Here is a 26,007-nt window from a genome sequence, read left to right on the forward strand (position 1 = left end):
ACATGAGCAGCTAAGATGTTTCCGAAGGAAACATCCTTCGAAAGCAGACACTATTCGAGAGTGAGTGCACGATTCGATGCCGAATTACTTTCCATACACCCTCGTGATCAAAGGCGACCTTTTTGAAATTCCTCTTTATTAGCCTTTCACCGCACCTACGGTTACCCCTTGCAGGAAGTACTTCTGCAAGCTGAAGAAGAGAATAAACATAGGCAGCGCTGAGATTGTAGCACCTGCCATCATCGGCGCAAAGTATGTCGTGTTGGCAAATCTGAAGTTTTTAAGGCCTACCTGAATCGTCTGCATATCCATTGTATTCGTAACCAAGAATGGCCAGAAGAACGTATTCCAGCTATCCATAAATGTAAGAATCGCCATTACCGCGAGTACAGTCTTAGACAGCGGCAGAATAATTTTGAAGTACACTTGAAACTGATTGCAGCCTTCGATCTTCGCACATTCCAATACTTCATTCGGAATGCTGCTCATGAACTGCTTCGAAAGGAAAATATTATATACAGTAACGAGACCAGGCAAAATCAAAGCGCTGTACGTGTTTTGGATTTGAAAAATATTAACGATCAAGATGTACAACGGCACTTGTGTTACCTGATACGGAATCATCATCGCAACGAGAAGCAATGTAAACAATGCGGTTCTGCCCTTGAACTTAATTTTAGAGAAGGCATAGCCGGCCATACTTGCAAAGAACACGTTCGAAACTGTAACAACAGCCGCTACAAATAATGAGTTCAATAACCAGCGCAGTGAGTATTCACTGTAATCGAAGAAAAACTTATACGATTCAAAAGATATTTTAGATGGGAAGAGCGAGTAGCTCATCGCCCCTGCTTCGACGGGATCCCCGAAGGAAGAAATAATCATAAAATAAATAGGGAAGATCGTGGCCAAAGCAAATAACAAAAGTATGAATATGATGGCAGCGTTTCTCGTATGTTTAGCCGCCGGTTTTCCATTATGCGGATTGTAGAGTGACATCGTTGGCTTCTCCCCTTTCCTTAATACTCCACGTCTTTACCCATAAATTTAAATTGCATGAATGAGATGACAGCAATGATTGCAGCCAACACGAGAGATTGTGCCGCAGCTTTACCGAATTCAAAATATTTGAATGCGTTGTCAAAGATGAGCAATCCGACCATTGTTGTCGAGTTGTCCGGGCCGCCGCCTGTCATCAGATAAGCGTTCTGGAATACTTGGAAAGAGCCGATAACGCCAGTTACCAACAAGAACAAGGTTGTTGGCTTCAAACAAGGAATGACAATGTACCACAGCTTCTGCAGGAAGGAAGCCCCGTCCAGCGCTGCTGCTTCATAATAGCTATCATCAATACCGAGCAATGCTGCCAAATAAATAATGATGCTTGTACCGTGGCTTGCCAGCCAGGACATCAAAACCAAAGAGAACATCGAAGTCGAGCTTGAGCCGAGCCAGTTCAAATTGCTGATGCCGAACAGGCCTAGGAGCTGGTTCATAATACCGGTTTCCATCGGATCGAAGATCCACAGCCATACAACGGACATGGCAACGCCTGATGCAACTGCCGGCAAATAGTAAACGGCCTTGAACGTCGTTTGCAGCTTCTTGCTAAGCGGCAAGATGAGAATGGCGACCGCAAACGAGATCATCAATGCAACAGGAACGGTGAGTATCGTATATACAACCGTATTCTTGATAGACTTCCAAAAGAGCGGATCTTTAAAGGAAGAAATATAGTTATCGAATCCTATCCATGTAGATCCAAGCGGTTTATAATCCTGAAAACTGATGATAAAGGCACTTACGACCGGATATGCGGTAAAGACTGCAAATACAACCAATGCTACCGCGATAAACGCATATCCCCAACCGGAATCCCCTCTAATTTTCCGTCTTTTCAACGGCTTAGCTAATTGGGCCATAATGCGAAACCCCTTTCAATACGCAATGTCATAAACATTTTCGGATCGCCGTATGTTGATCCATGCAGCGATCCGAAGCTGACTACATTCTTAGTCCTTCACAATGCCGTCTTCACCAAATGTTGAAATGGCTGCTGATTTCACAGCATCATACATTTGCTCAGGTGTAATTTCATTGGCAATCAACGCTTGAAGCTTAGGCACAATGACTTCCGTTTCCATTTTAATCGCTTTTGCACCCAGGTCTGTTGGGATGTCTGGACGTGCAGGCGCTGCATGGCTAAGCAATGTTTGTACAGCCTTTTCATTGAACTCGTCTCTCTTGATTGGCATCTTTTCTGCTTCTTTTCTTGCCGATTGTGTAATGTGCGCTGCAAAGAGATCATTATTCGTTGTCGCTGCAACTTTACCGCTTGCAAGGAAGTATGCAGCTTTTACTACGTTCGCTTTATGCTCAGGCGTTGGCTCATTTTTTCCACGGAAGGTTACATAACCATCCACCGCGACAGTAGATTGCTGCTTCTGCCCTAAGAAGGTTGGAACTGGCAGAACGGTATATTGAACCGGAATACTGCCTTTTACTTCACTGCCATCTTTTTTGCAATTTTTCGTTGTTTTCGTTCGCGTTATTTTCGAAAGTTGCAAGACCTTTACCTGTAATCATGGTTTGCCCTGTCAGGAACATGTTCCAGCGCTTACCTGCGTCTACAGAGCTGAGCTCTTTCGGCATAGAGCCGTCATCAATGAGCGTGCGAATATCCTTCAGTACTTCCAAGAAGTTCTTGCTTGTGTATGCATACTTCAAATCTTTATCGAACGGATCAGGCATGCCTGCATTCTTAACCAGAATCCCCAAGTAGTCCTTTGAAGCTACGCCAGCCGTAGCGAATACGAAGCCATAGCGGGAAGTCTTGTCGCCTTCTTTTACGACACCTTTCTTCACAGCTTCGCGGAATTCATCAAACGTCCAGCCCTCTTGCTGAACTTTCTTCCAGTCGATTCCGGCTTTCTCCAAGAACTCTCTGTTGCCGCCCAATGCGTGAACCTCCATATATGCCGGGAAGCCATAGAGTCCGTCTCCGTTCTTCATGTATTCAAGCGGAACCTTATCATAATCCGCGATCATTTCAGGCGTTGCTACATCCTTAATATCCATCATCATTCCTTGCTGGATATATTTTGGAATACCGGCAGAGCCGATGAATGCAATATCCGGCGGGCTGCCCGCATTGACTTGTGTATCGAGCTTTTGCGTCACATCTTCCCAGCTTGCTGGCTCAATCTTCAGCGTCAGATCAGGATACAACTCGCTAAACTCCTTCTCCATTTGCTTGAAGTTGTCTTGGAACTTACCGGATACTGGCGGAAGCAAAGCTGTAATTGTGTCTTTGCCGCCCTTGCCTCCATTCGCCTGTTCTCCCGATTTTGCATCATTGGAACTTCCGCATGCCGACAGTAGGGAAATTGCCAAGGTAAAAGCACAGATGGACGCCAATACACGCATTCTTTTTCTCATTGATAAAGCCCCCCTCAAGGATATCGAATGAATGATTTCTATACCGCTTTTGTAAACGTGCCAATTGCTTTTTTTAAGCTGCCTTCACTTTGCTCTAATGCCCGTTCCGCTTCAGCAGCGTCAAGTCCTGTCTTAATCATCATGATGGCAAGCTTACAGCTCATGGAAGCGCTTTCTAAATAGCTGGTCGCTGTCTTCGCATCAACCCCTGTAGCCGCTTGGATAATCCGAACAGAACGATCACGCAACTTGATATTACTCGCTTTAAGATCCACCATCAAGTTATTAAAAGTCTTACCGAGTTTAACCATCGTGCAAGTTGTCAGCATATTCAGCACCAACTTCTGGGCTGTACCCGCTTTCAATCTTGTCGATCCCATAATGACTTCCGGTCCTACAACAGGTGAGATGCATACATCGCAGACGCTCTCTAGCTTGGATTGCTTATTATTCACAACGCCAATTGTCGCCGCTCCAAGTTCGCGCGCCTTTCTTAGGGCCGCTATGACGAATTGTGCGCTTCCGCTCGCTGTGATGCCAATAACCACATCCTTGTCCGTCACGCCGCATCTCTCAATTAACGCCATTCCCTCCTCTGCATCATCCTCGCAGCCTTCAACGGCCCATCTCAGTGCAGTGTCTCCCCCAGCGATATGTCCTTGCACTAACGAAGGGTCAGTTCCGAAAGTGGGTGGACATTCTGAAGCGTCGAGGACGCCGATTCTGCCGGAAGATCCAGCCCCGACATAGAACATTTTACCGCCATTTTTGAGCGCATGGTGCAGGGTGTCAACCGCTTTCGCAATTTGCGGAATCTCTGCTGCAACCGCTTGCGGAACTTTCGAATCCTGCTCATTCATCAGGCGCAGCATCTGATCGGTTGTGCACTCGTCTATCACCAATGTCTCTGGATTGATTTCTTCTGTCGTTAGACCCGCCAGATACTCATCCATAGCCATCCTCCTATCCTGTTTTGTATAACTTTCTTATACACCCATCTTAGACCTAATTTTCATCATGGTCAACAGTTTTTGAAATAAAATTTTATTATAAAATAAATTATTGGTGTTTTATTTTTGTTTTTCAACAAAAAAAGACACCGGCGGTTATCCCCTTCCGATGTCTGTCATTACATCCTGATGCTGCATCAACGATGTTTGCTGGCCAATATATTATGTGTTTTCGTCAAATATTTCTTCACATTCTTATATTCCGCACTTGCTACTCCCGCAAAGAGAATATCGATTACCGTCAGCATGGCGATCCGCGATCCCATCGCACCGCTGCGAATCGTTACCTCGGGTGTTGAGATGCTCAACACGATATCGGCGTTCTCTGCCAGCTCACTCTTCGTATACTTGGTTATTGCGATAACGCAGGCGCCATTTTTCTTGGCAATCTCTAAGGTATCCAAGATCTCGATCGTATCGCCTGAATTCGAGACAAAAATCGCAACATCGCCCTTATCAAGCAGTGTAGCCGCTGTTAATTGGCTGTGCCCGTCTGTATAAGCATGGCACATTTTGTTGATGCGCGAAAACTTCTGCTCGCCGTCGATTGCGACAAGTCCTGATGCGCCAATACCGAAGAACACAACCCGATTGCTCTCGCGCAGCACCTGCACGGCACGGGCGATTTCTTTCCGATCAATTACGCAAAGCGTATCCTCGATGGATTTACTATTGTTGCGCGAAATATTCGAGATGATCGTATCTAAATCATCCCCTGGTTGAATGTCCGTATACTGATCCTTTTGTTCATCATCCATCGATCCAATCGATGCGGAGATGCTGACAATAAAGCTGCGGTAGCCCGAGTACCCCATCGTTTTGCAGAAACGGAGCACGGAAGCATCACTCGTCTTCGTCAGCTGAGCCAAGTTCTTGATCGACAAATGCGGTATTTCTTCTAGGTTGGCGAGTACATACTCAGCCACGATTCGTTCTACTGGTGTAAGGCTATCCTTCATATCACGGATTTTGATTAAAATATTATCATGTATCGACATATGTCTATCCCTACTTATTCGGAAATTTTATTTCAAAATAAATCTATCATTTTGGTATTATATTTTATTCTAGCTTGCATCCAACCAGAATGCAATGACTTTCATCGCACAATTGTAAAATTTCCGAAATTTATACAGGTAAAGGTTTCAAAAAAGGTAGCCTTTTTCATCCATTGCCTTGTTCACCATTTATATCGTTTTAAGTAACCAAAATAATTAGGTTTACCTTATTTATATAATTTCAAAAACAAAACTATATACTTTTATAAATATATATATATAATAAACATAAATAATATTTACGAAAAGGAAGTTACACAACATGACATTAACAATGGGCTTTATCGGGTTTGGTAAATCAGCCAACCGTTATCACTTACCTTACGTGAACACGCGTGAGCATATAAAGGTAAAAACAATTTTTGCTCGGCACGTGAACGAAGCATTAGCTGCTCCATATCGGAAAAAGGGGGTTAATTTCACCACTGATTTGGACGAATTATTGAACGACAATGAAATCCAATTAGTGACGATCTGTACGCCTGCACATACGCACTACGAATTGGCGAAAAAAGTGATACTTGCTGGAAAATCAGTTATCGTTGAAAAACCATTTTGCGATACAGTTGAACATGCGAAAGAATTACTAGCTTTAGGCCACGAAAAAGGTGTGGTCGTTATGCCTTACCAAAACCGCCGCTTCGATGGTGATTTCTTAGCTGTGAAGCAGGTTATTGAACAAGGTTTCCTTGGTGACATACTTGAAGTTGAATCGCATATTGATTACTTCCGTCCTGGTTCAATCAGCCGTGAAGGTTCGAAAGAAGAAGGTTCATTCTACGGTTTAGGGATTCATATGATGGATCGCTTGATTTCACTATTTGGCCGTCCGGATACGGTGACCTACGATATTCGCAATAATGAAGTGGAAGGTGCGGTTGATAACTATTTCGATGTTGATCTTCATTACGGATATCAATTAAAAATTAAACTTAAAACCAACCATGTTGTAGCAAAAGATTATCCGCGCTTTATCGTTCACGGAACAAACGGCTCATTCATCAAATACGGTGAAGATCAGCAGGAAAATGATCTGAAAGCAGGCATTATGCCTGAAAGTGCAGGCTTTGGTGAAGATTCGCCGATGTACTATGGTATTGCTAAATACCGCAACGCAAACGGTGACTGGATTGAAAAACAAATCAAAACTCCACTTGGCGATTACGGCCGTTTCTATGATGCAGCGTATGAAACTATCGTAAATGGCGCTTCAAAACTTGTAACAGACGAAGAAGCGATAACGAATATTGAAATCTTGGAAAACGGATTTGCTGCACCATCACCTTCCGTTTACAAGCTTGAGGCTCTACATGTGAACTACTAGAGGGCAGTTAAGAAAGGAAGTCCAGCTCAAAGGAGGCAGGGAAATGGCAAGCGGGTCAACTCAAGTAAAATATCTCGCCATTTACCAAAAAATCAAACAGCAGATTTTAGACGGCGAGTATAAAATCAACGAAAAAATCCCAAGCAGCCCAATCCTTGCTGAAAAATTCGGCGTTGCGTCTCTTACCATCAAAAAGGCACTGGATCTGCTGGTTCGTGATGGCTACATCATCCGCCGGCGCGGCAGCGGAACGGTGGTTCAAGACTGGCATCAGCAGGAAAAGGCGCGAATGATTCAGACCTTAATCGGTACCAAAGCTGTGTACGGCAGTGAGGTAGAAAGCAAGATCATCGAATTCGCGATTATCGGCGCGGACGAAACTATGGCCAGAAAATTGGGGATTGCAGCCGGCGATTTTATCTATAAAATCATCCGCCTCCGTATTATTCACGGTATCCCGACGATAATGGAGCATACATGGATGCCCATTTCGGTCATACCTGGTGTTGATGTTACGGTATTAGAGCAGTCGATATACTCGCACATTCAAAATAAGCTTGGTCTTCAAGTGGGAACATCGATTGTACGAGTCAAGGGAATTCGTCCAGATGATAGGGAAAAGCAGTTTCTGGACGTAACGGATCAGGACTACCTGATGCGAGTCGAACAGGTAGCCTACCTGACTGACGGACGCACCTTTGAGTACTCTTACGCCGACCATCTGCCGGAAACCTTTGAATTTGAAACCGTCATTACCGCAAAGAATTATAAAGAGTCATAAAAAAGGAAGCACGACTCTCCACCTATTTTGGTAAATGAGAAGTGCTTCCTTTTTTGTGTTCATCTATTACAGCTACTTCACAGACTGTTGTCCTGCAATACGACCGAACGTAATGGCATCCGCTACTGCGTTGCCGCCGAGACGGTTCTTGCCGTGGATGACGCCAGTTACTTCACCAGCAGCGAACAAGCCTGGAATCGGCTGTCCCTTCTCATTCAATACTTGGGTCGTCTTGTTAATGACAACACCGCCCATCGTATGGTGAACGGATGGAACTGCTTTTTCAATATAATAAGGGCCTTTACTCATATCCTTCAAACCTGCACGATGATGGAAGTCCTTGTCATCGCCCGCCTTCGCGAAGCCATTGACACGTTCAATCGTCGCCTTCAATGCAGCCGGATCGATATTGAAGAACTTCGCAGCTTCTTCCAATGTATCTGCTTTATACAATACGCCTTCTTTTACAAGCATATCATACTCGTCCTTGTGTACCTCATGAGTCTTGCTAATATTCGCAATATCTTCATTCCACAACTGGTAAGCGTATTTTCCCTCTTGCGCCAAAATTGCTTTGGAAATAACGTCGCGACGTTCAAGCTCTTCTACAAAACGTTTGCCGCTTTGATTCACAAGGATTGCGCCATCGAAACGGCTGTCCGCTACCAGTGAAATTACACCGGTCTTCGGATTGCAAATTGGATACGTTTGAATGCTCGCCATATTGGTCAGTGCCGCCCCTGCAGCTTGTGCCATTACAATACCGTCACCCGTAGAACCTGGGGCGTCTGTTGTCATGTATTTCTCATCATACTCTGGATTGTACTGCTTACGCATTTCTACATTGGAGCCAAAGCCCCCGGATGCAATAATAACGCCCTTGTTCGCATGGAACGTCAGCTTGCTGCCGTTCTCACCCGTTGCTTCGACGCCAATCACCTTGCCGGATGCATCGGTCAACAGTTTATCTGCCTTTGTATTCGTTTTCAACGGAATGCCTGCTCCGTCTAAGTGCTTCTTCAGCTTCGTAATCAGTTCTGCTCCTGTATGTCCCTGTGGTATAAGCGCTCGCTTTACCGAGTGCCCACCAAATTGGAAGAGGTGATCCGGCAAAAATTCAACCTTGATCTCATCCTTCAGCCATTCGGCTGCTTGGGTAGCATTCTCAGCCATCGTGCGCACCATCTCTGGATCGCCGACGTTGTCGCCGCCTTTCAATGTATCTTTAATGAACAATTCGACATCATCTTTAATGCCAAGTTTCTGTTGAACCCATGTGTTCGCTGCATTCATTTCCCCGCCGGAAATTAGCGTGTTGCCGCCTACTGTAGGCATCTTTTCCAACAGGACGACGGAAGCACCAGCCTTCTTCGCTTCGATGGCCGCACTGAATCCCGCTCCGCCTGCACCAACTACGACGATGTCATAGGTTTGTTCAGCAGGCTCCTCGGATTTATTGGAGGAATCGGCTTTCTTCGCAATTAGCGTAAGTCCTGCCTTGGATACGGCATCTTTAACTGCATCAATGAAACCATGGCTTGTCATACTGGAGCCGCTGATCGCATCTACTTCAGCCGTATTGGTGCTGATCATATTTTCTTTAAGCTGTTTATATACAGGTTCGGCCAGAACTTCATTCTCTTTCTGTTCGAGTACCTTAATATCTTTGATTTCATTATTTTCAAAAGTTACTTCTACCTTAATCGCACCGTGCTTCCCATCACCTTCCCCGACAGATGTAATGGTCTTGCCCTGCTGTTCTTGCTGAGATGCCGCATCCGAGCCTTGCGCTCCCTTGCTTCCATTCCCATTACCACAAGCTGCTACCATTGCGATAAGACATAAAATCAGCAGCCAGGTTCCAGCCTTGCGAATGCTCTTCATGTTGTGATACCCCTCGTCTGTGTATACTGGTTCGCTGCGCATGCGAAAGATGTACCGTACATGGATAATGGTAGCATATACTTTGATTTTTAAAAGTGAAAGTTATCACTTTCACCAAATGAATAGTTATATTTTTCACTTTCTATGTAAATTTTACTGTGTATTCCGATTGCAGCAGTCCCATATGAATAACATCGTGCCAAGCTCCATTGCGGAATAGGGCTTCTTTCCCGATCCCCTCTTGCTTGAAACCTATTTTCGTGTACAGCTTAATCGCTCTTTCGTTAAAACCGAACACTCGTAAGGATAGCCGATGCAAATTCAACTCGTAGAAGGCATATTGCAGTAAAATCTGCAATGCTTCCTGTCCGTATCCTTTCCCCCAATAATCCGGTTCTCCGATATCGATAATGAGCTCTGCATTGCGATTTTTGCAGTCGATTGAAATAAGTGACATAATTCCGATGGGCTTTTCAGTGTCTGCATCAGCAATGATGTATGATTTCGAATTCGCTGATCCGAGGATAACGCTGCGAACGAATGCATCGGTATCCTCAGGGGTATATAAATCCATGCATGGATTTGTGGTCTCCATCACCCTTGCATCGTTTCTCCAGCTATGATACACCTGTACATCCTGCTCTGTCATTTTGCGCAATCGGATTCTTTGCGTTGTGAACATAGGAACGTCTCCTCCCATTTCCTCTTAGTAGATAATTGCCTTATCCCTATTATCAGTCTTGCAAAAAGAGGAAAAAAGGGTATAATCCTTGCTTACATGTCCCCTTTTAGAGTGAGGTGAGCGAATTGCTTCAATTGGATTATTTGTCATTACGCGCTTATCTCTACGAGCGTGAACGTAACCGTACCGCAGCGCTGCGGTTGCAAGAACTGGAACATGTATGGCATTGCAGCCGCAAAAATGCCAAGCGAAAGCTGCATAAGCTAGTTTCTGAGCATTACTGTACTTATACTCCTGGACGAGGCAGGGGAAATCAATCCGAGATATGCTTTGTTACGGATTTTTATGATGATTTGCTTGATTCCATCCAGCACAGCCTTCAGCATCAAGACATGGAACAACTACTTCATGTCCTCCAGCTTCCTTTTCCAAGGCAGTGGATCGGTGATTTGCAAAAGCCTATTCAAGAGCAGTTAGGGCTGCGACCTGCAACGGCAGACAAAGATGTGTTACATGCCATTACAACCTATCCAGTAACAAATCTTGATCCTGCGTTCGTATCAATCACCTATGATTCAATGCTTGCCTCGTTAATCGGAGATACGCTGCTCCGTTTTGATGCAGATCAGAATGAGCTTGTGCCTCATTTGGCTATTGGATGGGAGGTTGATGAGCAAAGGCATACATGGACGATCTATTTGCGCAAGCAGGTATGGTTCCATCACCATCGCGCTTTGACAAGTCGGGATGTCAAGTTTAGCATGGAACGGCTCATGCATCTAGCCTGTCCCAATCGCTGGCTAGTCCAGGATATCGCATCCATAGATTGTCCTTCGCCACTTATGGTTCGCATTGTGCTTCAACGCTCGAATCCTTTGTTCGGACGCTATCTAGCGTCAACGCCGATGATTATCCTCCCAGAGGATAGTGCGACTGCGGATAGGCTGTTTATTGGCACTGGACCTTATCGAATCGTATCCAGCCAGCAAAATCGAATTGTGCTGCATGCATTTGATCCGTATTTTCGCGAGCGCGCTTATATGGACGAGATTCATTGTTGGCAAATGCCGCCGGAACGGGCTCATCTTATCCAATATGACATTCCGAGCACTGGAACAGTTCAGTTCAATCCAGCAAATGATCGTACCGCGGAGCTCGGATATCGGTTTGCTATTTTCAATGCGAAGCACTCCCCTATCATGCGGGATCGAATGTTGCGATTAGCATTGATCGAATTGCTGGACATGGAGGCTATGTGGAAGGAGCTAGATCGAACTGAGCTTTTCCCTGCCTCTCATTTTTTCCCGTGGAAAAGTACTCTGATCAGGAAAAGTCTGGCTAGAGCAAAAAGTTGGCTTACCGACAGCTCCTATAACGGCGAAAAGCTGCGGTTATATATGCTGGATGTCCCAGAAGCATGGGAGGAAGCAGCATGGATTCAACAAAGGGCGCTTTGTATCGGGATTTATATCGAACTTCACCCCTACTCTTTCGACGATGTCCATAATCCGACAAACGATCAAGACATGGATATCATCCTGTCCGGTGAGGTCTCTTCGCTTGATCCGCATCTTTCGGTGCTGGCTGCTTTCCGCAGTGAGGCATTGGCTTTCCGTCGTTATTTGAGTGTTGAACAACTGGAATGGATTGAATCCCAGTTATTTTTGTTCCAGCATGAAAATACAGAAGATAGGGAAAAAAGGATTGATTGTATCGTTCAATACTTAGTTGACGAAGCCTGCATCGGGTTCATGCACCACCCGCAGCACGAGCATCCTATCCATCCTATGCTGCAGCATATTCAATATGATTCATTTGCATTTGCTGATTTATATAAATTATGGACTCCACAAGTTGTGAAATAGTAAAAATAAACACCAGGAGCACAGTGCGCACTGTCTTATTCGTTCGTACTGTCTCCTGTTTTTTATTTGCTTGCGTATTGTTTCAAAAAGGATAAGCTCTGTTCCAACGCCATCATTCCAGGCTCCGTATCCAGCTTGAATTGATATTCATGCTCAGTAATGGCTTCATTCTTAGCAAAGAATAGGGTATGAACGGGAACATTTACAGCTTCGAGCCGCGCAGCCAACTCTTTTCCGTGCTCCTCGAACGAGTTTTTGTTCCCGTCTGTAATAAAGGCTGGTGGATAATCCTTGGTCACAAAGTTGACGACTGAGGCTAATTTCACCTTCTCGACTTCGTGCCATTTCTTCTCTCCAATATAGCTCCAAGCGATTTGATTCAGGAAAAATTGAATGGGCAATGCGTATTCCGCACTGTGAAACTTCTCTAAATCAAAGGGGCCGCAATACAGCAGTACTCCTTTTATAGTATCTCGCGGTACTGCTTGCTCCATTCCCATTTGACGTGCCAAATCTGAGTGTGTCTGAATGGCTGTATAATTGCTGGCAATCTGTGCTCCTGCCGAATCTCCGGCAAAGAACAGCCGATTGGCATCAATCGGGAAATGCTCCGGATTTGCCTTTACATATTGATAAAATTCATCCAGCTGCAAAATAGGCGTAGGATATTTGGCTTCTGGCGCTCGCTCATAATTCATCGTCAATACCGCATAGCCATGACTTGCTAACATAGTGGAGAAAATCGCAAGATCCTTCTTATCCCCTCCCACATACGCGCCACCATGCACCCAGATAATGGTCGGGTATGATTTCGTTCTTTCGGACATTTTCGGCAAGTATATATCGAATCGGTTATCCTTATACTTCGATGGATAAGTCAAATCACGCTGCGCCTGCACTTGGCTGCTGAACGATTCATACCCTTCAGGCTGGGTTGCAATTGGGGTTTCAAATAACTTTCTCACGAATAGGGCGGTTAATGAGGGTGTGCTGTTCACCAATATGTAGGGAATAAAAATAAGGAGAACGAAGGTAATAAAAATACTGATTATAAATTTTCGTGGTTTTTTCGTACGCCTCATGCTGTAAATCCTCCTCTGTGTACATCATTTATCCAGAATGACGTACAACGTACAAAGAGCGCACCGCCTTGAATCAGACAGTGCACTCTTGTTCATAATAATCAATACTAAATGCGTGTGTAATGAACATTACATTAGGATTGAGATTTTATCCATTTCGACAGGTCATTGATAACCTCAAGCGGCACATTGCCCGGCAGCATATATTCTTCTCCCGTAGAGGGCTTATCATACGGTACAAAAACATGGTTCAGCTTTGGATATAGCTTATACGCTACATTGGTGCGAGCCGCTAGCGCCTTCTTCCAGCCGTCCAAATGCTCCTTGCCTACTTGAACATCATTGTCCCCTTGAATAAGCAACATTGGAACCTGTTGATTTTTTGCAATTTTCCCGCCGTAATAGTCACGGAAATCAAACCACCAGGAAGGCGTCCCCAGAGGCAAATTCGCCGGGTAGTTGTCTACTGTGTATTCTTTATTTTTAATGATTTGAAGCGACTGTTTCCAAGCCGCTACTTGCGCTTCCAGTTGGGCAATCGATTGTTCAGGCAGCTTTGCTTCCTTCGCACGAGCCACTTGTCCTTCGAATTGTGTCAACATAAGATCTTCAAGCGGACCTGAAGGGCCTGCTGCAATAACAGCCCCTCGAATCGACTTCGCCGTATCCTGAGCAAGAATTCTAGGTACGAGCATCCCGCCTTGACTATGGCCAAGCACAAATATTTGCTGCTTGTTTAGCCGCTTATCTTGGGCTGCCCATGCAACCGCATGCAGGGCATCATCTGTCGACTCTTCCTTCACTGTAAAACGCGGAATCGCACTCGACTGATACGGGTATTCGCGTGTCCGCTTCTCATACCGAATCGTTGCAATTCCTTGTTTGGCAAGGCCAACGGACAAGTCACGGAACATTTTGGTTCCGCCGATCCACTCATCGCGATCATTCGCACCCGATCCATGAACGAGCACAAGTACTGGATAGCTGCCTTCACCCGATACAGGCAAGGTTAATGTGCCTGGCAGCTTGAATTGCCCTTCTCCAATTACAATCGACTCTTCCCGATACGCGTTCTTATCCTCGTAGGACGGGGCTTGATATTGACCTTGCGGCGTGAAGTTGAAGTACATATCATCCACCAAACCATCCTTGGCATAACGAAGCACCACGGATAATACCGCACCCTTATCAGTCTTGAATGAGATAGTAACATTGCGATGCACTTCATTTTCGCTTTGCAAGGCTTGAATCATTTGGGTTGGCTTTCCGAGCATGGTTGTGACTTGTTTAGCGAACATGCCAATTGGATGAACCTGTCCTGCCTGTTGAAGCGCGGGAGTAAGGTGTGATTGAATCTGTTCTGCCGCTTCTGGATGATCCGCGGCTGCAGCAAACTGCATAACGAATTGGGAAGCAAGCGTCTTCCAATCCGATTTGTCTGCTTGCATCTCCCCATTCATCCATTCTGCTTGAATTTGCAGCGCTTCGCGCATACTGTCCAAAGGAACAAGCAACATTCCCTGCTCCAATTTAGGTGCCGCTGACAGCTTCCAAGATTGCCCGTTCACCGTAGATTCAACACTTCCACTGCGCACTATCCATACTCGATCTGAAAAGGCAACCGTTGTTTCTTTTGTACCCTGATCCCATTTTAAATAGCACCAATTGCATTCGCTGCTTGACGAAGCGGAACCATAATAGCCCCATCCTTCTTCTCAGACACTGCTGCTTCATGCTTCATCTCTTCTGCAAATGCAGTAGGCACGGCACTTCCAAGCAGCAAGCATGCTGCCATCATCCATTTCCATGCTGATTTATTCACCTGAATCATCCCCCGACCCTTGGAATACAGATCATTCAACATTAGATATTTAGATAAACATCTAAATAAAGAATATCATACAACTTATTCCTCTGTCAAAACAATCCACATGCGTTCACCACCTAACATTGGCGGGGATAGCCGCTGTCAATACAGCTCATATTAATGACACATTCGGTTCACATTCAAATCGAATGCTGCTGGCTAGACAGATGCTTGTATCTATCTAGCCATGATCTTATGATGCCTGATTGGCTAATCTCAGGAGGAGGCTATCATTCATGTCCATTCCGAAACATCGCCGGGAAAACGCCGATAAAATTCGCAAGCAAACTCCGCATGCGCATGGCAAGGTGAAGTCATTCAAGGAGCTCGTTGAGGAGTAGCATGCATTGGTTGGGGGTGACTAGAGCAATCCGCTTACTCATATGACTGAGCGAAGCTAAGTCTCCCCCTCCTTCTCCCCTAATTGGTTGTTGGGCATGGAAGTTGCTTTACATGTAACTAAAAGTAATTGATGTGAAAGTTGAACCTTCAAGGTGCGCAAGCCTGTATGGAGAGGTTTTCCTAGTACGAAGATACATATATTCGTAAGAAATGATGATTGGTAAGCTTATTTTGAACCTTTGTCCGCTTGTTCCTTCATCCGGGCGAACATCAATTCATAGCTATGGTTGCCGTGATTCAAAGAACGCTTAACACGGGAAATGGTAGCTGTGCTTGCGTTTGCTTCTGCTTCAATCTCACTGTAAGTGTTATGGTTGTACAGCATCTTGGCAACCTGAAAGCGTTGAACCATCGTCTTGATCTCATTCACTGTACACAAATCATCAAAGAAAGCATAGCATTCCTCAATTGTCTCTAAAGACAGAATTCCTTTGAAAAATTCATCTAATGATTTGCCTTGCAGTTCTTCTATTAACATATGTTAACCTCCTTGAGTCATGGCTGATTCCAATCTCATCGTGTGTGAAGGTGGGATTAGAAGGTCATTTTCATGTGACAGAATCCAGTTTTGTGATTTTTTTCTCCAGATATTCTGAAATAGGTATAACATATTATAGCATTGATTTTCATTAGTAATTAATTCCACGCATTTCACAGAAGCGATGTGCTCTATCGCAGAAAAAAAGCTGGCTGCACACCAACTTTTTCTCTTCGACTTTTCGATTAGAGCGTTTTAGACGCTTGTTTAGACTTTCTCAAGAAACCATAAAGAATATTGAGCAGTGGTGCTGCAATACAGAATATTGCAAATGGTAAGTATTCAAGTGTAGATACGCCGAGCGTCCCCGTAATAAATACTCCGCTAACCCCCCAAGGAATAAGCGCATTAAAGGCCGCTCCTCCATTTGCGAGGATTCTTGTCATTTCCTTGCGCTGGACATTGATCGCATCATATTGTGACTTGAACGCTTCACCTGGTAAAATAATGGACAAATATTGCTCCCCAAGCAGCAGGTTAATCCCCATGGAGCTAACTGCTGTCATTAGAATGAGCTTTCCTTTTGTGCTGACAAAGGAAGAAATACGAGAAATAATTGTTTTAATGATGTTCATTTCCACTAATAATCCACCTAAAGACAAGGCAAGCAGAATAAGTGAAACAGACCACATCATGCTTTGAATACCGCCGCGAGACAATAGCTTGTCCACACTCTCAACGCCTGTGTTCGCTACATAACCATCCTGCATAAGCTTAGACAAACTAGCCAAGCTTGTCTCTGGATGATAAATGAACAGAATTCCAATTGTAAAGACAATGCTTAGGAGCAAAGTCGGAATGGCCGGAATTTTCCGCCAGGCACATAGAAAAAGTACTAACACTGGTATTAGGGTCCAAGCAGAAACAGTAAATGACGAATTTAAGGTTTGAACAAGTTCATTAATTTGTTCGCCTGTCGTCAGCACCTTCGCGTGACCTACAATTCCAAAGAATAAAAGTGAAATCAGAAAGGCGGGAATGACAACCCGCAGCATATAACGGATATGTTCGAACAAGTCAACCTCACCAATAGCCGAGGACAGGTTCGTTGTATCTGATAAAGGCGAGACGTTGTTTCCCAAGAATGCACCTGAAATGATTGCCCCAGTCGTAATGGCGGGATGGTATCCCATAATCTGCCCCATTCCGAAGAAGGCAATACCTACAGTCGAGATCGTAGTGAAGGAGCTCCCTACTGTAATGCCAACGACTGCACAAATGATAAAAACAGAAGGCAAAAAATATTTAGCGGACAAGATGCCAAAGCCATAAACCATAATCGTTGGAATTGTTCCTGCTGCAATCCACACGCTGATTAAGGCTCCAATTAGCATAAAGATGAGAATAGGGATTAATCCGGGCGTAATACCGTTCGAAATTCCTTTATGAACGCGATCCCAAGATATGCCCTTTATTTTAGCGAAGACGATAATAATTCCCAAGGAGAATAATATCGGAATTTGTGGATCCATGCTTAAGCCGATAATGCAAAATCCTATAATGGCTAATAAAACAACTAAAAGAAATAAGCTTTCTTTCAGTGTAACCTCTTCCTTTTTCATATAAGCCGAACTCCTTCATGACCATCTATTGCAATGCTGCGCTCGCAAATGGGGTCTATAGATTGGACATATACCATGCTGTCTTAGCGATTCATGCGTTGTTCAGCCTTATTGTACGCACCATGCCATACAGGGCCTACATACTGGTTGAAGGCAAATCCGCCTCGAATCCCCTCTGTAACAAATTGCTTGGCTGCTGCTACAGCGTCCTTGACCAGCATACCTTTGGCTAAACCAGCCGCTATCGCTGCTGCAAACGTACAGCCTGCCCCATGATTATGGTTTGCTGCCAGTTTATCCGCCTCATAAAGCGTGAAATCTTTACCATCGAACAGCAAATCAATTGCTTTCTGATCTTCTAACGCCTTGCCGCCTTTAATTACAACGTGTTTTGCCCCAAGTTCGAAGATCTTATGCGCGGCTTCCTTCATGTCGTCCAAGGTACTTACCTTGCGCATGCCTGCCAATTGTCCCGCTTCGAACAAATTCGGCGTCACAACCGTTGCTCTAGGTAGTAAAAGCTCTCGAATGGCTTGGCCGTTTTCCGGCTGCACAACTTCGTTTTCGCCTTTGCACACCATAACAGGGTCAATGACGACATTCGCGATATCGTGTTGATCAATAACTTCTCTAAGCAACTCGATTACGGGAATCGAGCCGAGCATGCCTGTTTTCATCGCATCTAGTTTGCCCCCAGAGAGTACGGTTTTAATCTGGTCGCGCACCAGTTCTGGATCGATGGGATATACAGCGTGATGCCAGTTCTTATCTGGATCCATGGTTACAATGGATGTAATAGCTGAGAAGCCAAATGTTCCGTATTCTTCAAAAGTCTTAAGATCCGCTTGTAATCCAGCGCCGCCGCTAGAGTCCGAACCTGCAACCGTTAATACCTTTTTGATGTTTGTCATATCCGGCACCCCTTGGATAAAGAGGAATGCGCAACAACCTAAGATTGTTACGCATCCCATTTTATAAATTTGAATCTTACATTTCGTACATGTAGATTTTTTCAAGCTTGTCTTGAATCGCTTTCTCAATCTTAAGCGCATATTCTTCAAATACGTCTTTGTCATGAGCATATGGAGACAAGGCACAAGCACGAAGGATTGTAACTTTTTCAACACGATCCCATTCTTCTCTGCTGAATCCAAGACTGTTGACGAATTCCAATGGGCTATTGCCATAGTCAGGAATTGCGAAGTCTGTATGCGAAGTGATGAATTCGTTGCTGTACAATCCGCCCTTCACATAGGAAGCATAGTCGAAGAAGTCATGGTTCAATTTGTTCATTTTCTCCAAATCTGTGTTGCCTTCTTCGTTAAATACATAGTCAACCATGTTGAAGTCTGGTTTAGTCAACGGATGAAGTTTAATCACTTTGCCATTCACGTTGAATGTTCTGTCCTTCAAGAAGTTGTAGAAGCGGTAAGCACCTTCGATGCTTGCGCCCATCAACTTACCAAATCCTGTTACGTTAAGCGGCAATACTTTGTGCGCTGTCCATACAGCCGCTGCTGTAGCACCAGCTTTGGAACCTTCGAGAATGTACGCACCAAGCAATGCTGGGATGTCTGCACCCTTCTCGAATACATAGGTTGCGAAGTAAGAAATCGCGTCGCGCATTCTGATATCTTGAATAACGATTGCACCTGCAGAATATGGGATATAGCCCATTTTGTGCGGGTCAATTGTAATGGATTCAACTTTGCTCATTGCCTTGAATGCTTCATAAACGTCTTCTGTAAGCCATTCGTTCTTCAAGTTCATATCTGTGAAGACATTGTGTTTCTTGAATACTTCATCGATTTTGTTGTATTCGATGAATTGATCATTTTCATCCAAGAAGATAGAACGTGCATATCCGCCGTAAGCTGCATCAACGTGGATATAGAAGTAGATGCCTTCTTTCGCCAATTTTTCGCGAAGAGCAACCATTTTATGAATATGGTCGATTTGACCTTCTTCTGTACTTCCGACTACGCCAACAACCCCAAGGACTGGCGTATTTTCTGCTGCCAGTTGACGAATGCGTGTTTCCAGCTTCTCAATATCCATGTGATAAGTGCTGTCTACATCGATTGCTTCAACTGCATCCAAGCCGATACCGATAATGTCGGCTGCTTTCAGCCAGGAATAGTGTTTTGTTTGTGGAATCAACCATTTACCAAGCTTGTTCAAATAACGGCCGCTGCGTGCGGATTTTGCTTTGATATCGTCCAATTTATCTTGAACTTTGTCCAAGATGTCCATAATTTCTTGCGTAGGCATGTTGAGCAATTCCCATTCGGATTTGCCTTCTACATGCTCAGGTGCGACTTCTTTAATAGCAAGCGGCAAAGATTTGATGTTACGTGCATACCAGAGACCTTCCAAGTTCGCGATGGAACCGTCAGCACAGATGTGTCCCCAGCTTTGTCCTTCGCGATAGCTCATCATTTTGCACAATTGATGTCCCACTTCTTCTTCCATTTGGGATGTACCTGGAGAAGATTCATAGGCTACGTTGTTACCGTTCCACAGCATTGCTGCTGTATAAGCGATAATCGCTGGCATCAATGTTTCGGAGTTCATATGACCCCAGAAGCGACCTGCTGTATGCCATGGCAACGATTCGGAACGAAGCTTAGAAGACAATTGGTCGAATACGCTGCGCATATGATCTGCAGTATCTTGGAAGCTTTGAGAGCTTTTATCGAAAGGAGAGATGACTGGCAAATCTTGCGGTTGATAGTTTTGTCTCCAGCCAACATGCTCGTCCACAATTTTATTCAATACTTCTTTGAAAAGATTAACGTTCTCGCCTTTAGAGCCAAGGAACAATGCTTTCAAGTTAACTTCCGGAATTTGATAGTTCATGTTCTATTCCTCCCGATGTGTATGAAATCGAATAAATGAATTACTGAAAATGATTGCTGAAGGTTCAAACTGTGAAATTATTCACTTTTTTTCCAGCTTGGCTTCTTGAATTTATATATGATAAGGGCAATACCCACCATAACGATAGTTGCACTAACTTGATAAATGATGTAACCCGTTGCTTGGCTTGGATCCAGGACAGATGGCGGAATCAAGCTGACAACCAATGTAATGCCTACACTAAGCAAGGCCAACAAGGATACGAACCACATCAAGCCATTGCCTTTGCTGCCAAGTCGGAAAGGTCTTTCGACTTCCGGCATTTTGTAACGAAGACGAACTGCCGACATTGCAATCAATGCGTATACGATACAATAGAGAATTGTTGTTGTAATCGTGATAATCAAGAATGCACTGTTAACATCTGGTACTACAATATAAAGAACGGAAACTAACGAGATGACAATCGCTTGAATCAATACGAACGAAATCGGAATGCCTTTACTATTTCTCTTTTGGAAGAATGGAGGCAAGTTACCATCCTCTGCAACCTTGATCATCGATTTACTTGGTCCAAGTACCCATGCGCTCAACTGAACGAGTACACCGATAAGAATCATGGCCGAAATAATATTAACGAAGATGGATGGAATACCTAAGTCTTCACAGAAGATCAGGTAAGGCTGCGTAATGTTCGCAAGCTCCATTTTACCCATTGGAACACCGTTCGCTACTGTAAGACCTGCAATCAGGTTGAAAATAACGAGCAGGATAACGGAAGCGATTACCGCGATCGGATAGTTGCGTTTCGGATTTTCAATGTTATTCGCATGAACAGAAGAAATCTCTACACCTGCGAAGATAAAGATGATACCAGACAAGAATGCCAAGCTTCCCAAATCACTTAGATTCGGCAGCAAGTCGCTTGCTTTGAAATTGCTCAAATATCCTTCAGGACGAATGCCGTTTTTCATCATATACGCTACGCCAAGGATAACGAGGATAACGAATGGGATATATACCCCGATAATCGCGCCCCAGTTACCGGCAATTTTGACCATATCGAACTTTAAGTTCAATAATGTTACGCCCCAATATGAAATTAGGATAACTGCGAATATGAAGTAATTGTTTGATGATAAATCGGGAACATTAATAACGTATCCGAATAGAACACCTACTGTGGATGCGACCATTACCATCCCGAAGAACATTTGTACCCATAAGAGCCATGAGGTAACGAAGCCCCATTTCTCGCCTAACGCATTTTTAACCCATACTTGCGGCCCGCCCTCTTCAGGGAACCCTGTTGACAGCTCGGCTGACATCAACGCGATTGGCAAGGCGAATAATACGGCTGCAACCAACATATAAAAGATTTGAGTCCAGCCTGTGGCGGCAAGTGTCGGCACACTACGAACAGTACCAAAGAACGCCATCGTGATACCAATCAACCCGAACAGCGTCAATTTTTTGAATTGGCCATAGATCTATCCTTCTTTCTCTCAGTTGTCTAACCTTTTCAATCTTCCTAAATTATTCAAATCAATGAATAAGGTATGAATTGAAACTATAGGAAATCAATTGAAACGCTTCGAGCTCACCCCTTGATCATATGGAATTATTTATATAGTTTTGTTAATCGATTAACTTGCACCGTCAGTATACGCCTCATTTTTTGTTCTGTCAATTCGATTCAACACCTTGTCACATAAGGTTTTTTCGTCATTTTCCAAAATCTTGTTAACAGATACTTTAAAGCTTTTTCCAGCAATTCGATGAAGGCTTTAAAGGTTTTGCGCTTCTATAGATAAAAGCATTTTCAGGGTGAATTCATGAATATAAATGCGTTTTGCGGTATTTTTATATGATTCCTTTTTCATCAATTCTACTATCTATCTTTTGTGATTGGCCCCACATCCTTTCCATGATGAAATGAGATCACACCTAGGGGCTGGTTGCCTACCATGCGATATCACTATCATGCGTTGCGGAACTTGTTCTTATTCCGTAAGGTTGAACGCAATTGAGGACAAATCTGGAATGGCAAATCGCGATTGAGGAAAAATCGAAAGGGAATACTTATACATCATGGAGGATAAGCTTACATGGATGATAGAGAATGGTGAATCTCTCAGAAATTGATAATCCCTTCTCCATTTCAAATATTTATCAATTTCCATTGAAACAATTGAATCATTTGGAAGACATACGGACAGGTTTAATTTGGTAATCCTTCATTGAAAAATAGACTGATCTATGCGTTAAAATAAACTCTAATCTTTGTTTGATATGACAATCGTCATATTTTAGTTGTGAAATAAATCATAGCTAACTTTTCGATTGTTTATCTCTTTCTTTTGTTTTTTCAAAAAAACGCTCGTTGCGCAAAGCTTGATTTGAATGTTCCCCCTCTACATCCAGTTTTTATTAAACAGTTACATGCTCCATAGAACAAAAAAAGAATCGGATAAATTTCAAATCCGATCCTTCTATCTAATTGCTTCTTCTCATTTTGCTATTCTCGTTCAAATTCCGTTTATGAATGGATGAATGCGCTCATTTTCATGTCGTATTCCTGGGTACCAATCGAGCATTATTTCAAATACAGCATTCGCAATCGTATCTTCTGTATCATACTGATTTATATCGACCACGACAGCAGGATTCAGCCTTTCCATATATTCCTTCATCATTCTGCTATACCCGATAAGCCGACGCGATGCGAGATGGATACTTGATTCGTTCTGAATTTGTCTTCGTCGACCTGTATCCTCTACCAGCCTGCTTAATCCTTGATCCATCTTACGAATAACCGTCTGTTGCTCTCCCTTCGCACTTACGACCTTCACGTTCACAGTCACATTATCCGTAGAATCCATATCCATTGCCTTGCACCACAAGGCAAGCCACGACTCGGCCTTAATATAATATCTGCCTTGAAAGTAACTCTTAATCGTTGGCAGCAAAATGTGAATTGTGGGATGGCATACATTCTCCCCGCTCACGATATCCAACATACGAAAGTAACCAAGCGATGCTTGCTTCACACTCTTGTACTTGCACAAGCGATTGAATCCAATTAACATCCGATCTAACTCTTTATTTATCCGTTCGCTAGCCACATCAGCAAGTCCAAGCTCGACGATGAGCCAGTTAACCTGCTTTTCTCGATTAACAGCTGTTATAATGCGATGATTTACATAAGCGCTTTGAAGCGTTTTTTTCCATGATTCTGGCATTTGGTTATCCCGCCCCCTACATAAAGGAGATAAAGGAAAGAGAATAGCTGTAGCAGCTATTCTCCCAACTTTACGAGGCTGTAGCTCTTTTTCCCTTTACGGATGATGATGAAACGGCCGTCGAAGGAATTGTCTACGGTAACTGTCATCTCGAGATCTGTTACTTTCTCACCGTTCATGGAAATGGCGCCATTTGTAATATCTTCACGCGCTTGACGCTTGGAAGGTTCAATACCAAGATCAACGAGCCAGTCTACAATATTTTTCTCTTCTTTAGAAGCATGGAATGTCGGCATGTCTTTGAAGCCTTGCTCGATTTCATCTGCAGTCAGCGCTTTGATATCTCCGCTGAACAAAGCAGCTGTAATTTTTTGAGCTTGTACCAATGCTTCTTCACTGTGCACAAATTTCGTCATTTCTTCAGCAAGCACACGTTGTGCTTCACGCTTATGCGGCTCTGTTTTCACCTTTTCTTCCAACTCGTCGATTTGTTCCTTCGTCAAGAAAGTGAAGAATTTCAGGTATTTAATTACATCGCGGTCGTCTTGGTTTGCCCAGAACTGGTAGAACTCGAATGGAGTCGTTTTGTTCGGATCAAGCCAGATTGCACCGCCTGCTGTTTTACCGAATTTCGTACCATCTGCTTTGAGCATGAGCGGAATCGTCAAGCCGAATGCTTTGGCTTCTGGGCCTTCTTTTTTGCGAATCAGATCCAGACCGCTTGTAATGTTACCCCATTGATCCGCGCCGCCGATTTGCAATTGAACGTCTTCATTGACGAACAAGTGATGGAAGTCCATCGACTGAAGAATTTGGTACGAAAATTCAGTGAAGGAGATCCCTGTGTCGAGACGGCTCGCTACGATATCTTTTGCCAGCATCGTGTTGACGCTGAAGTTTTTCCCGTAGTCGCGAAGGAAATCAAGAATCGTTACGTTATGAGTCCAGTCGTAGTTGTTCACCATGCGCAGACCCGTTTCGCCTTCGTTCAGGAATAGCTTTTTCATTTGTGCAGTCAGCGCATCTACGTTATTCTGTACTTGATCCATCGTCTGCAAGGTACGTTCTGTTGTACGGCCACTTGGGTCACCGATTGTGCCTGTTGCTCCACCAATCAAGATTACTGGACGGTGTCCCGCAAGCTGGAATCGTTTCAGCATCATAAATGGAATCAAGTGTCCGATATGCATGCTGTCGCCAGTAGGGTCAACACCGCAGTATAACGATATCGATTTCTCGCTTGTTAATTTACGCAAACCTTCCGCATCCGTTTGTTGATTAATGGCGCCGCGCCATTCCAATTCATCGATAATGTTCATCATTGTGATTCAGCTCCTCGGTGTAATTTTATATGTTATAAAAAATGGATTAGAAAAACAAAAAATCGTCTCCTTGTCTATTGTAGACATAGGGACGATTAATTAACCGTGTTACCACCCAGCTTGTATGAACAGTGCTGCAGCCACTATTCATACCACTCTCGGCAATGATATCGATTGCCAATCCGCTTAGCGTTACCTAAGAACCTCCAGAGTGTAATTCGCAATTCATTGTGTGTACCAGGTCGCATCAACCCCTGGCTTTCTGAGAACAGGGACAATATTGCTACTTCGCTCTTTCATCGGGTTATTCAATATTAGATTACTGACAATCTTAGAACTTATAAAACCGTTTGTCAACACCATTTTTTTGTAATTTTAAAAATTGAAGGAGTTCGGAAAATGAATAACTCGGGACGAAGGCTACAAAAAAGACTTCCCATGACGTTCTAAAAGAACGTATGAGAAGCCTCTTTCATCCGGTATGTTACCTAGATTGCCTCTTGTAAGGTGGGATGGTAACCCGATGCGATAAAGTTACCCCATTGAGCGTGAGTCATTCAATCAGAAATAGAATCTTCCGCTAAAGCGCGGTCGTTCATCTTCGATTTAACTTCGAAAATGATTCTATTACATCATGCCGCCCATTTTAGACAAAACTGTAACATCTATAATATATGTGCATGTGAGCGCGTAAAATCTGTGTTTCTTCCTATTATAAGTGTAACATCTTACACTTTGAAACACTTGGTTTCACGCGCTTGCGTTACCCTTTTGTTACCCCTTGCCCAATCATGTTACCCCAATCCAATGAATGCCCCATCAACAAAACCACTGCGATACTCTTGCAGTGACCCGTAAAATGTTTCATTCATCATTTCTTCTATTTCTAGGCAGACATCAGCCAATAAAGGATTAATTTTTTCTACCTCATGACAAAAAATATTGAATAAAATGAAGAATTTCTCACGCTCCATTTCTTGTAACCCGATTTCAATTTCGCGCATTTGCTTATATTCGTTTACCCATTTAGTGGATGACATATATGTTCATCTCCTTCTAAAGATGTTATATATGTTCATTTATACCACCGT

21 protein-coding genes, 1 pseudogene and 1 other annotated feature are annotated in these 26,007 nt (G+C 43.8%); of the genes and pseudogenes, 4 read left to right on the forward strand and 18 right to left on the reverse strand.

Going from position 1 to position 26,007, the window contains the following annotated elements; all coding sequences use genetic code 11:
- Positions 1-138: 138 nt before the first annotated feature.
- The 5 genes and pseudogenes from PAV_RS04630 to PAV_RS04650 all read right to left on the reverse strand — a co-directional run bounded on the left by PAV_RS04630 (position 139) and on the right by PAV_RS04650 (position 5,446).
- Positions 139-999: a carbohydrate ABC transporter permease gene (locus PAV_RS04630; RefSeq protein WP_005543934.1), complete on the reverse strand. Its 861-nt coding sequence runs from the start codon at positions 997-999 to the stop codon at positions 139-141.
- A 20-nt stretch (positions 1,000-1,019) separates the two neighbouring features.
- The gene (locus tag PAV_RS04635; RefSeq protein WP_005543935.1) at positions 1,020-1,922 is read right to left on the reverse strand and encodes a carbohydrate ABC transporter permease; all 903 of its coding nucleotides are present in this window, start codon (positions 1,920-1,922) and stop codon (positions 1,020-1,022) included.
- 90 nt (positions 1,923-2,012) lie between these two features.
- Positions 2,013-3,438 (reverse strand): annotated as a pseudogene (locus tag PAV_RS04640) (ABC transporter substrate-binding protein).
- A 38-nt stretch (positions 3,439-3,476) separates the two neighbouring features.
- Complete coding sequence (gene murQ / locus PAV_RS04645) at positions 3,477-4,391, reverse strand: N-acetylmuramic acid 6-phosphate etherase (protein ID WP_005543936.1); 915 nt, start codon at positions 4,389-4,391, stop codon at positions 3,477-3,479.
- Between the two features lie 194 nt (positions 4,392-4,585).
- Entirely contained in the window at positions 4,586-5,446 is an 861-nt protein-coding gene (locus PAV_RS04650) for a MurR/RpiR family transcriptional regulator (protein WP_005543938.1), read from the reverse strand.
- 322 nt (positions 5,447-5,768) lie between these two features.
- Between PAV_RS04650 and PAV_RS04655 the strand changes: the two genes are divergently transcribed.
- Complete coding sequence (locus tag PAV_RS04655; protein WP_005543940.1) at positions 5,769-6,830, forward strand: oxidoreductase; 1,062 nt, start codon at positions 5,769-5,771, stop codon at positions 6,828-6,830.
- Positions 6,831-6,873: 43 nt separating this feature from the next.
- The gene (locus PAV_RS04660) at positions 6,874-7,611 is read left to right on the forward strand and encodes a GntR family transcriptional regulator (protein WP_005543942.1); all 738 of its coding nucleotides are present in this window, start codon (positions 6,874-6,876) and stop codon (positions 7,609-7,611) included.
- A gap of 72 nt (positions 7,612-7,683) precedes the next feature.
- On the opposite strand, the gene PAV_RS04665 is transcribed toward PAV_RS04660, so the two are convergent.
- Both PAV_RS04665 and PAV_RS04670 read right to left on the reverse strand, forming a co-directional pair.
- Positions 7,684-9,495 (reverse strand): flavocytochrome c, encoded by a 1,812-nt coding sequence (locus PAV_RS04665; protein ID WP_005543944.1) that lies wholly within the window; start codon positions 9,493-9,495, stop codon positions 7,684-7,686.
- Positions 9,496-9,637: 142 nt separating this feature from the next.
- Positions 9,638-10,177 (reverse strand): GNAT family N-acetyltransferase, encoded by a 540-nt coding sequence (locus PAV_RS04670; RefSeq protein WP_005543945.1) that lies wholly within the window; start codon positions 10,175-10,177, stop codon positions 9,638-9,640.
- 116 nt (positions 10,178-10,293) lie between these two features.
- Here PAV_RS04670 and PAV_RS04675 point away from each other — a divergent pair, with 116 nt between their 5' ends.
- Positions 10,294-12,042: an ABC transporter substrate-binding protein gene (locus PAV_RS04675; RefSeq protein ID WP_268598196.1), complete on the forward strand. Its 1,749-nt coding sequence runs from the start codon at positions 10,294-10,296 to the stop codon at positions 12,040-12,042.
- A 62-nt stretch (positions 12,043-12,104) separates the two neighbouring features.
- Here the strand turns inward: PAV_RS04675 and PAV_RS04680 are convergent, their stop codons facing one another.
- From PAV_RS04680 to PAV_RS35885, 3 genes are all read right to left on the reverse strand, one after another.
- On the reverse strand, positions 12,105-13,124 hold the full coding sequence (locus PAV_RS04680; protein WP_005543948.1) for an alpha/beta hydrolase: 1,020 nt from the start codon (positions 13,122-13,124) through the stop codon (positions 12,105-12,107).
- A 134-nt stretch (positions 13,125-13,258) separates the two neighbouring features.
- A complete protein-coding gene (locus PAV_RS04685; protein ID WP_005543950.1) occupies positions 13,259-14,719 on the reverse strand; it encodes an alpha/beta hydrolase family protein in 1,461 nt (486 codons plus the stop codon).
- 56 nt (positions 14,720-14,775) lie between these two features.
- Positions 14,776-14,946: a hypothetical protein gene (locus PAV_RS35885; RefSeq protein ID WP_238555741.1), complete on the reverse strand. Its 171-nt coding sequence runs from the start codon at positions 14,944-14,946 to the stop codon at positions 14,776-14,778.
- Positions 14,947-15,227: 281 nt separating this feature from the next.
- On the opposite strand from PAV_RS35885, the gene PAV_RS35890 reads away from it, so the two are divergent.
- A complete protein-coding gene (locus tag PAV_RS35890; protein ID WP_005543954.1) occupies positions 15,228-15,332 on the forward strand; it encodes a DUF6254 family protein in 105 nt (34 codons plus the stop codon).
- Positions 15,333-15,559: 227 nt separating this feature from the next.
- Here the strand turns inward: PAV_RS35890 and PAV_RS04695 are convergent, their stop codons facing one another.
- From PAV_RS04695 to PAV_RS04730, 8 genes are all read right to left on the reverse strand, one after another.
- Positions 15,560-15,871, reverse strand: a complete 312-nt coding sequence (locus tag PAV_RS04695) for a YerC/YecD family TrpR-related protein (RefSeq protein ID WP_005543957.1) — start codon at positions 15,869-15,871, stop codon at positions 15,560-15,562.
- Between the two features lie 245 nt (positions 15,872-16,116).
- Complete coding sequence (gene nhaC / locus PAV_RS04700; protein ID WP_005543959.1) at positions 16,117-17,493, reverse strand: Na+/H+ antiporter NhaC; 1,377 nt, start codon at positions 17,491-17,493, stop codon at positions 16,117-16,119.
- Positions 17,494-17,576: 83 nt separating this feature from the next.
- Complete coding sequence (gene thiD, locus PAV_RS04705) at positions 17,577-18,404, reverse strand: bifunctional hydroxymethylpyrimidine kinase/phosphomethylpyrimidine kinase (protein WP_040734958.1); 828 nt, start codon at positions 18,402-18,404, stop codon at positions 17,577-17,579.
- Positions 18,405-18,480: 76 nt separating this feature from the next.
- Positions 18,481-20,352, reverse strand: coding sequence for a tyrosine decarboxylase (gene tdc, locus PAV_RS04710; protein ID WP_005543962.1), 1,872 nt, complete (start codon positions 20,350-20,352; stop codon positions 18,481-18,483).
- Positions 20,353-20,429: 77 nt separating this feature from the next.
- Positions 20,430-21,842 (reverse strand): tyrosine-tyramine antiporter, encoded by a 1,413-nt coding sequence (gene tyrP, locus PAV_RS04715; protein WP_040734960.1) that lies wholly within the window; start codon positions 21,840-21,842, stop codon positions 20,430-20,432.
- Between the two features lie 1,038 nt (positions 21,843-22,880).
- The gene (locus tag PAV_RS04720; RefSeq protein ID WP_005543967.1) at positions 22,881-23,594 is read right to left on the reverse strand and encodes a protein rep; all 714 of its coding nucleotides are present in this window, start codon (positions 23,592-23,594) and stop codon (positions 22,881-22,883) included.
- Positions 23,595-23,650: 56 nt separating this feature from the next.
- The gene (tyrS, locus tag PAV_RS04725) at positions 23,651-24,913 is read right to left on the reverse strand and encodes a tyrosine--tRNA ligase (RefSeq protein WP_040735453.1); all 1,263 of its coding nucleotides are present in this window, start codon (positions 24,911-24,913) and stop codon (positions 23,651-23,653) included.
- Positions 24,914-25,000: 87 nt separating this feature from the next.
- Positions 25,001-25,225 (reverse strand) — a binding site (T-box leader).
- 485 nt (positions 25,226-25,710) lie between these two features.
- Positions 25,711-25,956: a hypothetical protein gene (locus PAV_RS04730; RefSeq protein ID WP_005543970.1), complete on the reverse strand. Its 246-nt coding sequence runs from the start codon at positions 25,954-25,956 to the stop codon at positions 25,711-25,713.
- Between the last annotated feature and the right edge of the window lie 51 nt (positions 25,957-26,007).

Source organism: Paenibacillus alvei DSM 29, assembly GCF_000293805.1.
In the GTDB taxonomy this organism is placed as follows: domain Bacteria; phylum Bacillota; class Bacilli; order Paenibacillales; family Paenibacillaceae; genus Paenibacillus_B; species Paenibacillus_B alvei.